Annotated in this window: 10 protein-coding genes; 4 read left to right on the top strand and 6 right to left on the bottom strand. The window is 42.2% G+C overall.

From position 1 onward, the window contains the following. Window positions 1-6 precede the first annotated feature (6 nt). The 4 genes from GNIT_RS14525 to GNIT_RS14540 all read right to left on the bottom strand — a co-directional run bounded on the left by GNIT_RS14525 (window position 7) and on the right by GNIT_RS14540 (window position 3,843). Complete coding sequence (locus tag GNIT_RS14525) at window positions 7-198, bottom strand: DUF3185 family protein (RefSeq protein WP_014110028.1); 192 nt, start codon at window positions 196-198, stop codon at window positions 7-9. A gap of 92 nt (window positions 199-290) precedes the next feature. Beyond that, window positions 291-1,715: an ATP-dependent RNA helicase DbpA gene (gene dbpA / locus GNIT_RS14530; protein ID WP_014110029.1), complete on the bottom strand. Its 1,425-nt coding sequence runs from the start codon at window positions 1,713-1,715 to the stop codon at window positions 291-293. Further along, window positions 1,700-2,794 (bottom strand): dihydroorotase, encoded by a 1,095-nt coding sequence (pyrC, locus tag GNIT_RS14535; protein WP_014110030.1) that lies wholly within the window; start codon window positions 2,792-2,794, stop codon window positions 1,700-1,702. The genes dbpA and pyrC overlap by 16 nt, the downstream gene beginning before the upstream one ends. Window positions 2,795-2,916: 122 nt before the next feature. Continuing rightward, entirely contained in the window at window positions 2,917-3,843 is a 927-nt protein-coding gene (locus tag GNIT_RS14540; RefSeq protein WP_041246456.1) for a hypothetical protein, read from the bottom strand. Between the two features lie 311 nt (window positions 3,844-4,154). On the opposite strand from GNIT_RS14540, the gene GNIT_RS14545 reads away from it, so the two are divergent. Continuing rightward, window positions 4,155-5,909 carry a lysophospholipid acyltransferase family protein gene (locus tag GNIT_RS14545; protein ID WP_014110032.1) on the top strand — a complete coding sequence of 585 codons (1,755 nt, stop codon included), beginning with the start codon at window positions 4,155-4,157 and terminating at the stop codon, window positions 5,907-5,909. On the opposite strand, the gene GNIT_RS14550 is transcribed toward GNIT_RS14545, so the two are convergent. Next, the gene (locus tag GNIT_RS14550; protein WP_014110033.1) at window positions 5,906-6,469 is read right to left on the bottom strand and encodes a PhnA domain-containing protein; all 564 of its coding nucleotides are present in this window, start codon (window positions 6,467-6,469) and stop codon (window positions 5,906-5,908) included. The two genes, GNIT_RS14545 and GNIT_RS14550, sit on opposite strands and share 4 nt — an antisense overlap. 128 nt (window positions 6,470-6,597) lie before the next feature. Then, on the bottom strand, window positions 6,598-7,104 hold the full coding sequence (locus GNIT_RS14555) for a DinB family protein (protein ID WP_014110034.1): 507 nt from the start codon (window positions 7,102-7,104) through the stop codon (window positions 6,598-6,600). A 443-nt stretch (window positions 7,105-7,547) separates the two neighbouring features. Here GNIT_RS14555 and GNIT_RS14560 point away from each other — a divergent pair, with 443 nt between their 5' ends. The 3 genes from GNIT_RS14560 to GNIT_RS14570 all read left to right on the top strand — a co-directional run bounded on the left by GNIT_RS14560 (window position 7,548) and on the right by GNIT_RS14570 (window position 12,188). Beyond that, complete coding sequence (locus GNIT_RS14560) at window positions 7,548-8,519, top strand: aldo/keto reductase (protein WP_014110035.1); 972 nt, start codon at window positions 7,548-7,550, stop codon at window positions 8,517-8,519. Between the two features lie 112 nt (window positions 8,520-8,631). Next, entirely contained in the window at window positions 8,632-10,698 is a 2,067-nt protein-coding gene (locus tag GNIT_RS14565) for an alpha-amylase family glycosyl hydrolase (RefSeq protein ID WP_014110036.1), read from the top strand. Between the two features lie 47 nt (window positions 10,699-10,745). Beyond that, window positions 10,746-12,188, top strand: a complete 1,443-nt coding sequence (locus GNIT_RS14570; RefSeq protein WP_014110037.1) for a M24 family metallopeptidase — start codon at window positions 10,746-10,748, stop codon at window positions 12,186-12,188. Window positions 12,189-12,213 lie beyond the last annotated feature (25 nt).

Raw genomic sequence — 12,213 nt, forward strand, 5'->3', positions numbered from 1 at the left:
GAAGAATTATTTAAGCCGAAAGATACCAAGGACGATACAGACAGCGCCGCCGATTAAACCTAACCAAGCTTCCATCGGCGTATCGCCACTGAAAGTACGCTCAATTTGCGAACCAGCGGAGTCATAAACATCATAGCCCCAAATACATAGAGCCGTGCCTATTATGATTAAGATGATGCCAAGCAATTTATTGTTCATGGTGTTTCCTTACTTATTATTATTGAATTGGGTACTGTCTCAATATACGCAAAAAAGTCAAATTACCCAAATAAAAGCGCTTCCCTATCGGACTAGAGCTTTCTTGCTTTAAAGCGCTTTCCTTTGATACGACGCTCACGAAACTGGCTTAATGCGCGTTTCACGCTTCTGGCTTTTATGGCAATGTAAGTATGCCGAGCGGAAATAGAAATCTTTCCTATATCCTCTCCCGGTATCTCGGCCTCTTTGGTTAATGCTCCCAAAATATCCCCTGGACGCAGCTTATCTCGTTTACCACCATCAACTGCAATACAAACAAACTCAGGCTCTCTTATACGGTTTGCATGAAAGCGCACACCTTGAATATGGAGTTTACTAATTTTAGCATCTGTTTTTGCCGCTATTTCGTCTAGCTTACCTTCTTCGTTATCATCGATTAAGGTGATTGCTAAGCCTTTTTCTTCTGCTCGGCCTGTGCGTCCAATTCGATGTGTGTGAGTATCGATATCTTCACTAACCCTGTGATTAATGACTAAATCGACGCGCTCTATATCAAGCCCGCGCGCAGCAACGTCAGTTGCAACTAACACGCTCACCGTTTTATTCGCAAATCGAGCAAGTACTTGACTGCGCTCCGACTGTTCTAGATCACCGTGCAACCCTACAGCAGTAAAGCCCATTTGATATAATTCATCGCTGAGTTCTTTGGTTTCGCGTCGAGTGCGGCAAAACACAATCGTTGATTCAATTTGATGATGTGTAAGCAATGCTGCAACGGCCTGAGTCCGGTGCTCATTACTTATACGATAAGCCTGTTGTTCGATATTCGGCGCAGACTGCCCGTCTTCAACTTTAATGATCTTTGCATTGCGCTGATACTGATCCGTAATACTTTTGATTTGATCTGGGAAAGTAGCTGAAAATAACAAAGTTTGTCGTGTCGACGCCAAGGCAGTTTGCGAAAGATGGTGCATCACCACCCGCATCTCATCTTCAAAGCCCATATCGAGCATGCGATCAGCTTCATCAAGCACAAAGCAATTCACTTTTTTTAAACTTAATGTGCGCTTACCTATATGGTCCATAATGCGGCCAGGGGTGCCAACCACCACATTTGCACCGTAGCGCAATGACACAATTTGCGGTCCCATTGGCATACCGCCAACTAATGAAACCACTTTCAAATTAGCCATACGTTTTGCCAACAAGCGAATTTGCTCGGCAACTTGTTCGGCCAGCTCACGCGTTGGACACATAATGAGGCACTGTGGATTTTTCGCTTCAACATCAATTTTACTTAACAGCGCTAGTCCAAATGCAAGTGTTTTACCACTGCCTGTTTTCGCCTGCACCGCAACATCAGCTCCTGCCAACACATCTGGTAAGCAGGCCTGTTGAGTTTGCGTCATGTGCGTAAACTCAATTGCATTTAGAGCTTCCATCAAAGGTTCAGATAAACCTAAGCTAGAAAATGAAGTGGCGCTGTTTGCGTCAGTTGATGTCATGCTAATTTCCATTGTAGGGTTTCACCTGCAAAAAATGGCACTATTTCATCGCGGGAGCTGTCGAGAGATCTTTCAGAAGATTTATCAAGAGTCCGATCGAAGGTGTCATCAAATGTCGGTAATTTAATATTGCTAGGAACTTCCCAGCTTTGTTTGTTTAATGTGATGGTGCCACTGTTACGCGGCATTCCATAAAAATCCGGACCGTAATGGCTGGCAAAGCCTTCGAGCTTGTCTATTGCATTAAGGTCTTCAAATACCTGCGCGTACAACTCAATTGCGCTCCACGCGCTGTAGCAACCGGCGCAACCACAGGCATTTTCTTTTTTATGCTTTTCGTGTGGCGCTGAATCTGTGCCTAGGAAGAATTTTTTCGAGCCTGACGCAACCACCGCTCTCAGTGCTTGCTGATGAGTGTTGCGCTTCAATACAGGCAGACAGTAGTTGTGAGGTCTTATACCTCCCACTAATAAATCATTACGATTTAGCAGTAAATGTTGGGGCGTAATTGTTGCCGCCACGTTATCTGAAGATTCCAGCACAAAATCCACCGCGTCTTTGGTTGTGATATGTTCAAACACAATTTTTAAGTTTGGAAAATCGTTTACGATGTCACGCAAATAGGTGTCGATAAATGCTTTTTCACGATCGAAAATGTCAATATGCGCTTCGGTTACTTCACCGTGAATTAGCAGCAGCATACCGACTTGTTGCATTGCTTCAAAAACGGGATAAAGCGCCTTTATGCCTTTGACTGCAGCATCTGAATTGGTTGTCGCCCCAGCAGGGTATAGTTTCGATGCAACAATACCCGCTGCTTTAGCATCTTTAATTTCTTGCGCAGTAGTTTGGTTGGTCAGAAACAAGGTAACCAATGGCTCAAATTCAACACCTTGAGGTACGGCATCCAAAATGCGCTGCTTATACGCTAGGGCCATTTGTGTTGTGGTTACCGGTGGAACCAAATTAGGCATTGCGATGGCACGTTTAAAGCAACGTGCGGTTGCAGGCACCGTTTCTTTTAACATTTCGCCGTCACGAAAATGTAAATGCCAGTCATCAGGGGTTTGAATAGTAAGCGATGTAGTCATGCCAAATCCACCATGCATAAGTGTAAAAAAGGTTCAAAAAAGAATAAACAAAAGGTGTCATAAAAGGAGCCGTAAAACACGGGCGATATTATGCCTTATTTGAAGCATAAACGGGCAAAAAACTATTCTAATTCATCAGAACTTTTGTTTATCAAGCTATTTAACGGGATCAAGCTGAGTTTTGCGATAAACAAAGGGGTATCTTCGTTGGCATAGGCAACACATTCTTGAGTGACACGCTTTTTGCTGCTTGATTCAGGTCCAAACTCATTGGCATCCTCAGAAATATCGGGCCCAACAAGAATATTGATAGCGTCGTTACTGCGCAGCTCTTCTAGCTGCTGCTTATCAATACACAGCTTTTGACTTGCGTAAATCATTGGATGAGAAATCAAATCAATATCTTCAAACAAAGCTCTCTCAAGTAATGCAGAGGAAATTAGCCCCAGTGGATACATTTCAGGAAAATCGACTTTGTCCGCAAACTCATCAATAAACAGGCTTTGCTCTGCACCGGCGCTAGCAAGAAAGTTTTTCGCGTTGCCCACAATCATATATTTTCGTTTTAAAAAATACTTAGTACCCGGAACGAGCTCTCTATCAGGCAAGTTATTTAACATGTGCATAGGCGGTAAATTACTTGGCAATGGCAATGTCATTTGATTGCCGTCGCGCTTAAATCCTACAATGGCGGGCTTTTTATTCGCCTTGAGAATTAAGCGTCGACTATAGGTGCTAGGGCCTTCGCCGCTCGACCATTTTCCTGGCTTAACGCTCAACGTCACTTCATCATCGGGGCGTACACAATTAGCAAAACTAAACTCATAAGCACTAAATCGAAATTGGTCTGTATCAATCTCACTTGTGCTATTCATTGCCAACAGTCTGCACTGATACTCAATAAAGCACCCTAACTGAAAACCAAGTGCTATAGGGCCCTCAAATGGATTTCCACGCAGCCAGTGCCAGCGACTTTTGTCGTGAAACAGGTTGAAATCATCCGTTGAGTTTCTGGCAATATCGATATGCAGTTGTGACATCAGTAGCATGCGTTTATCTCATGGTTATTTACGAGTTAGTCAATTATTCAAATAGATGACAAAAGTGTAGGCGATGAAAGAGAAACTACGAGATTACAATTGTCGTCCGTTATTCCGTTATCGACTCAAAACAATTAATTTGAAATGTTTATTAGTTTTAGCATGTTGTGAATAAAAAACAAGCACGAGTTGATAGCAATATTTGTGTTGCACTAAACTAAAAGAAGCACTAACAAATTGAAAGAAAAAAGGATAATCTTCTTTCTATAAGCAAACCTAACTATCGTAAAGATACTCTTCAATTAGAGACATCGGAATTCATGCCGCACGCCATCAGTATTAGTAACATCATGCCAAAGCCCACCCTAGCCAATAAAATCTTTGTTTGGTTTCTTGACCGTCTGCTTGGTATCAAAAAAATGGATACGTTATATCGCCAACACGAAATGCAGGGCTTGAGCAAAGAAGACTTTTCCGACCGGCTAATAGAAATACTTAAATTAGACATTCAAGGTGCAAAAGAATTACAAAGTAAGATACCTAAAACAGGCCCCGTGGTGATAGCAAGTAATCACCCATTCGGCGGTATTGAAGGGGTAATACTTGCGCGTTTAATTGGTGAAGTGCGCCCCGACTTAAAGGTGTTGGCAAATAAAGGCCTCGGCATTTTTAAGGAAATTTCTGATTATTTTATTTTCACTAATCCACTGTCTGCAAATGACCCGAAAAATGGCCCGTCGCTGCGTCACTGTGTTAAACATGTGCAGTCGCAAGGCGCTCTGCTGATTTTTCCTGCAGGAAAAGTATCCTATTACCAAAAAGCCAAATCAGGCATTAGCGAGCATATTTGGAATAAACTTGTTGGCCGTCTTGTCAGCATCGATAGTTGCCAATTTGTGCCTATTTTCGTCAATGGCCAAAATAGCGCTAACTTTTATCGTATTGAAAAAATTTACTTTAAATTAAGAATGTTACTTTTAGGGCGCGAGTTGCTGAATAAAACTGGCGCTAAGATCGTTATTAACACCGGTAATGCGATTCAACAAAAACAGTTTGATAAACAACTTAATCACAGCGATAAAGCCATGTTATGTAGAGCCCTGAGTTATGCTCAGGATCATCGCTGGCGTTACCAATGGCCCGCCGACACAGTAACAGAGCAGTTGCCGATTATTGATGAAATTAAGCCTGAACACTTAATCAGTGAAATTAAAGCGTTGCCAAATCAACAACTGCTGCTTGAAAACAAGGAATATTCGGTTTATTTCGGCTATCAATCTCAACTACCCTTGGTAGTCCAGGAAATTGCTCGATTACGTGAAATCGTTTTTAGAATGCATGACGAAGGTAGCGGACAGGCCTTAGACACGGATGAGTTTGATGCAACGTACACACATTTATTTATCGTTAAAAATACAGAGCATAAAATTGTCGGTGCGTATCGCATGGGACTAACTGATAAATTAACGGAACAACAAGGTCCCGCTGGTTTGTACTTACAAAAGATGTTCAATTTTAAACCCAGCTTTGTGAATCAACAAGGCCCCTGTATGGAAATGGGTCGGTCTTTTCTGGTTCCGGAAATGCAAGGGTCATATCAAGGTTTGCTGCTACTTTGGAAAGGCATTGGCCGATTCGCAGCTAAATTCCCTCAATATAGAACATTGTACGGAACGGTATCCATTAGTAAGTTGTTCGATCCGCGCAGTGTCAAACTCATTGAGCAAGGCTTAATAGACATACAAAGTTCATCGCAAGTTGATGCGGTAAATCCATTTGAGTTCACAAGCCATGTAGAAATTGACGAACTGGCTCAAAAGGTCAATTTAAAAGATCAACTGAGTGCATTTTTAATGAGTATTGAAAATGACGGTAAGGACATTCCTGTGTTGGCACGTCAATATCTAAAAATGGGCGCCAAATTTCACGCCCTTGGCATCGATAAGAGTTTTAACCACACGCCGGGCCTTTTGCTCAGTGTGCACTTTCCCAGCGCCCCAGAAAAATTGCTAAAACTCTACGTTGGCAAGGATTATGAGGCTTATCGCGACTGGACCCCTAATCAACAGCATTAGTTCTTTTTGGTGTAAGCCGCAATAATAACAATTCGCTGACCATTCACTTTACCCTCAATGTGCAAAGGGTTATCGCTAAGACCGATGTTGCGCACAGGGGTACCGCGTTTAGCCGTAAAGTTTGCGCCTTTCACATCCAAGTCTTTAATGATAGTTACAGCATCACCAGTAGCCAATGGAACACCGTTAACGTCAAGCGTTGGCTCGCGGTCGTCTGCTACGCCTGAATCAGCCCACGCCTTAGTTTCGTCATCCAAATACAGCATATCAATTGCATCTTGTGCCCACGACTCTGCGCTACATTTATGCAGAAGACGATAGGCCAACACCTGCACTGCTGGAACGGTGGACCACATTGCATCGTTCAAACAACGCCAGTGCTTCATATCTAATTCAGCAGCGTCTTGAATCTGCCCCAAACAAGTGGCACAGACCAATACAGCGCAATTAGCGGTTTCATCAGGTGAATGCGGTAACGGGTAAACCGACAGATTATCGGTGCTAGTGCAAAGCTCGCATTTGCTTTCGCTGCGATCATGTAAAGTAGTTTCTATAGACATAGTTTAGTGCTGAATAAGGTGTCATTGCGCGCATAGTAGCACGCAAACACACAAAAAAAATGTGGAATTACTGTGCTCTAGTAATATTTGTGTTCGATTTTGTTGCTGAGATCCAGGGGCGATGCAATCTACGCTGAATGCGTCAAATGCGTTATCGTGGCGGGAGCGTAACCAAAGAATTCCGGTAAATCTTTACCCTGCATCTTTCGAATTATGCGAATTAACGCATAATGATGGATTGCGTGGCTTGCCACAAAAACGAGCTCTCTTTCAAAAGTAGACTCACAGCTTGTCGATTTAGTGTCACTAATGTCTATTTCGGTAAGTACTGAAACACGCTGCTTGGATAACTGATTGCTACAGGTTTGGTTTAACCATTCCGTTATACTTTTAAATGCCGCGATAGCTGCTATTGGGGAGAGTTCAATATCGCTATGTCGATTGCGTTTGTTATAGTTAATGTGCCCGCTACAACTCGCTTCCTTCAAGGCTAGAAAATGGTCAACAATATGACGGATGTGGGTACCAATACTGCTAGTAAAGTGCGGAGCTAGCACTTCTTTGTAATCGCTAAGACTGATGTCATCAAGTAAGCTAATTGCTTGTTCTACTACTTCTACATAACTTTTTGACATGTTGTCCCTTTGACTATTTGGTTCTTATTATTACTTGGTGCAAAGTTCTGATTAACTCATTTATTTTGCTTCCTTTGTGTAGACCCTAGACTACTATAAATTATTTCATTTTTATTCTATTTATCTCAAAATTAATGACAAATTCAGTTTCAACTGAGCTAATTTAAGGTTTAAATCGACCTTGTCATAAACAAGCGTTTCGACACTAACTTGCATCCTTGAGCTCAAAACAGTGACTTATTCAACTTTTTTTCTTTTTCCGTTGCAGTCTATTGTTACTTTTTGCGAGCGTTAAGATTTGCTAATTTATACCGAATCTCTACACTACTACCACTTTAAACCGTGATAGTCCGATGAAGCAAAACGTTCTCGCATACGTATTCATTCATCAGCATGGGCCGTTTGCTGTTACATTTATTTAACTATCTATAGAGATCATCAAGATGACAGAAATTCCTATCCATGACCACTACCCTCAAGCTAGTCAACTCGTTTACGGTTGCATGGGATTGGGTGGCGGTTGGAGCGATGTTCCGGCAGAAGAAAAAGATGTGAAGGAAGCGCAGCAAATTATTGAAACTTGTCTAGAAAATAAGATAAATGTATTTGATTTAGCTGATATTTACACATTCGGAAAAGCCGAGGACGTGGTTGGTCAAGTACTCAAAGCAACGCCTTCTTTACGTAAAAAAATGGTGTTGCAAACCAAGGTGGGTATCAAGCTAACACCCACACATGCTGTTAAACAATATGACTTATCACCTGAGTGGATAACGTCTGCGTTGAATAGCAGTTTGCGACGCCTACAATCTGAGAATGTCGATGTCCTGTTTCTTCATCGCCCTGATCCTTTGATGGACCTTGATGACTCAGCTGAAGCACTCGAAAAACTGCACAAGCAGGGTAAGTTTTCACATTTGGCAGTGTCGAATATGCACGCCGGTCAAATTGCGTGGCTACAGTCGGCAATTTCAGTTCCTATTATTGCGAATCAACTGCAAATGAGCTTGCAGCATGCCGACTTCGTTGAAGAAAGCATTACGACCAATATGAAAGAGGGCAGCCAAAGCGGATTTCCGCGTGGGACAATGGAATTCTGTGAGCAACAAAATATCCAATTGCAAGCTTGGTCACCTCTGGCACAAGGCATTTTTACCGGCAAGCCAAGCGCCAGCCCATCACCCGCTGAATTGGCAACAACAAAATTAATTGGTCAACTTGCCAATCGATATTCCAGTAATCCGAACGCCATATTATTAGCATGGTTATTGAAGCATCCATTCAATATCCAACCAGTGATTGGTACTACACATATAGGCCGAATAAAGGAATGCGCCCAAGCGGGCAAAGTCAATTTGTCGCGAGAAGACTGGTATTTGTTATTTCAAACTGCCAGAGGAAATGAAGTTCCTTAGGTCTCCTAATTGACGAATAGACGAATAAATCAGGTACAAATAAAAATAGTCTCCCATTATTTGTTATTAGAAGCGGCAGTACTCAACATGAAGACACGGAAACAGCATTGAAATGAAAATACGTAGTTTAGCAAATATTTACATCATAAAAACATTGATTCTCAGTTCAGTTCTCGTTGCTTTGGTCGCTTGCTCGCAACAGTCAAGTGAGTCATCTAAGGCACTCGACGATAGCATTGCAGCTAAAAATACCGAATACTTAACGAGAGATATTAAAGACGATATTTTTTATTTTGTGATGCCAGACCGTTTTCACAATGCCGATCCGAGCAATGACAACGGCGATCCTAATCGACCAATTTCATTTGGTGGGCTTGATAAGACCTCCAAATGGGCATTTCACGGCGGCGATATTCAAGGTATTGAGGCCAAGCTAGACTATATTCAAGACATGGGAGTCACCGCAATTTGGATGACACCGTTACTGAGAAACCGCGCAGTGCAAAGCGACGGCTTCGGCCACCACGGATATTGGGTCATCGACTTTACGGAAATTGATCCCCATTTCGGCAGTAATCAAGATCTCCGCAGTTTAATTGATGCAGCTCATGCGCGCGGAATGAAAGTCTTTTTTGACATTATCACTAACCACACCGCTGATGTTATCAAATACAAAGAATGCCATAAGCTAGACGGTACTTTCATAAAAGACGAGCCAGGCTGTCAGTACAAGAGTACGGAACAACTCCAAAGTGGCGACGTCTACACGCCTTTCGTACTTGATGCTGAAAAAGCCGTAAAATTTCCAGAATGGCTAAACGCCCCTAAGTATTACAACAATCAAGGAGATAGTTATTGGCAAGGCGAAAGTGTTGTCAACGGTGACTTTGCTGGGCTTGATGACCTAAATACATCCAATCCTGAGGTTGTTGAGGGGATGACAGAGATCTTCAAAAACATCATTGATGAATTTAAACCAGACGGATTCAGAATCGATACAGTTAAACACGTTGATTTAAGCTTTTGGCAAAGTTTCGGACCGGATATTGTTGCGCATGCCAAAAGCACAGGTATTCCTAACTTTCATATATTTGGAGAAGTGTATGATGGTAACCCTGCTGTATTGAGCAAATTCACTACCGCTGGAAAATTGCCTTCTGTGCTAGATTTCGGTTTTCACTTTAACGTGAAAGACAGTCTTTTTCATAATAAAGACGTTAACCGACTGGGGCAGTTATTCGACAATGACGATTATTATCGAGATGCCGACTCATCACCGGAAATACTCATGAACTTCTTAGGCAACCACGATGCTGGTCGTGTTGGTTTTTTTATCAATCAGGGCTTCGACAGCGTTTCAGAAGCTGAAAAGCTGCAGCGAAGCGTGCTTGGTCACGCATTTATGTATTTGTCACGCGGCATACCTGTTGTGTATTACGGTGACGAACAAGGTTTCACAGGAGATGGTGGTGACGTCGACGCGCGCGAAGATATGGATGCCTCTCTCGTCGAAGTATACAACGATAATGAGCTTATAGGTTCGCGTCAAACGACCGCCGAAGATAACTTCAATCAGAGACATCCTATATACCAGTCCTTGCAAAAATTTGCGAAGCTGCGTGAACAACACAAAGCATTAAGATCAGGTCTTCATCAAAATAGACTGATAGATAATACAAAAAGAATCGTCGCGTTTTCTCGTATTGATACTGATGAAAAAGTAGAGTACTTGGCTATTTTTAACATGGGTATGCAAACACAAAATGTGTCACTAAACGTTGATTCATTTAGTTATTCGAGCGTTTTTGGTAACAACGCAAAAGTACAACAGGGAAAATTAACCACAACCTTGGAACCCTTGAGTTTTGTATTATTAAAAGCTGATCAAACACATAAAGGCAGTGAAATATTTAATGTCACAATGCCTGGCACGTATATTGATAATAAGCGCTTGTTTATTCCTGTGAATTTAACTTTTGGCGAACAAAAGGCATTACCTCTTGCCGAAGTTGATTTTTACTTAGTGGACAAGGATGGAATCGAAACCTTTATATCTATGGATAATACGCAGCCTTACAGAGCTATTGTGATGCCAGAAGCGATAGCATCGATGGAAGAGTTGAAAGTGCTTGTGCGCGATGGCAGCGGTAATGAAATGAGCAAACGTTTCGCATTTTAGCCGGCTTTAGATATACTTCGATAAAGTTTACTAATGCGGGAATGTTCATGCAGAACAATACGATAAGACTGAGAAGAATATACACGCTGGCGTCAAGGCTTGAATCAATAGTCCTGAGTACGGCAGCGCTTTCTTTGTTTTCAATTATGGCGCTTTATTCAACTAAAACGCTGGCGAACGAGTTAGCTCAAGATAACGTCAAGCGATTGTCGCCAGCTAGTGTGTACGATCAAATCATGCCCATGCGTGAACGTTCAGCTACCATCGATAAACTATTAAGCGACAAACTAAACAATACCTTACCTGAGCTTATGCGCAGAGAAGGTATTGATATGTGGCTTTTAATATCACGCGAATATAATGAAGACCCTGTATTGAAAACGATGCTGCCGTCAACTTGGCTCTCAGCCCGCAGACGTACTATTTTACTTATTGTAGACCCTGGCGAAGGCAAGCCATTAGAGCGCTATGCGGTAGCTCGTTACCAAGTAGATACCTTGTTCAAAAAAGCATGGGATAAAGAAGAAGAGCCGGATCAATGGCAACGACTCGTCGATTTAATCGCACAGATCAATCCGCAAAAAATTGCCATTAATAAATCAGAGCATTTTGCATTAGCCGACGGCATTACTGCTACCGAATATCTTGCCTTCACCGAAAAGTTAGGCAATGAGCTAGCTAAGCGAATAGTCTCTTCAGAAAAGTTAGCTATTGCATGGCTAGAAACCCGCACTCAACTTGAAATGGAGCTCTATCCAACCATCGTTAAAATTGGCCACGCTATTATTAAAGAGGCCTACACTAGCGGATTTATAAAGCCGGGGATCACCACTACTGACGATATTGTTTGGTGGTTGCGAGACAAGAGCCGCTCATTAGCATTAACAAACTGGTTTCATCCTAGCGTGAGCATTCAAAGAGCAAGTGCAGAAAAATTTAATCATATTGAAGCTTTTAGCAAACGCGCAGAGCCTCTGGTAGTTCAGCGCGGCGATTTGTTGCATATGGATTTTGGCATAAATTATCTGCGCCTCAATACCGATCAACAGCAACACGCTTACGTATTAAATGAAGGAGAATTAGATGCGCCAGATTACCTGAAAGTTGCATTGAAGAATGGTAACCGTCTGCAGGATATTTTTACCGACTTATTTGAAGTAGGTAAAACGGGTAACGAAATATTAAAAGCAGCGCGCAGTCAGGCTGTTGACGAAGGCATTAAACCCTCAATTTATACACATCCTCTTGGTTATCATGGTCATGCGGCCGGAACTACGTTAGGAATGTGGGATTCACAGGGCGGCGTACCAATTCAGGGTGACTATCCACTGCATGCAAATACGGCGTATTCAATTGAGCTGAACGCAGCAACATTCATTGAGCAATGGGGCAAAGAAATTAGAATAATGCTTGAAGAGAATGCCTTCTTTGATGGTAAGACTGTCACGTATATGGACGGCAGGCAAACTGAGTTTCACTTGGTAAAGTAGCTGTAATTTAGCTTCTAGTAAAGAA

The organism is Glaciecola nitratireducens FR1064 (assembly GCF_000226565.1).
Taxonomy (GTDB): Bacteria; Pseudomonadota; Gammaproteobacteria; order Enterobacterales; family Alteromonadaceae; genus Glaciecola; species Glaciecola nitratireducens.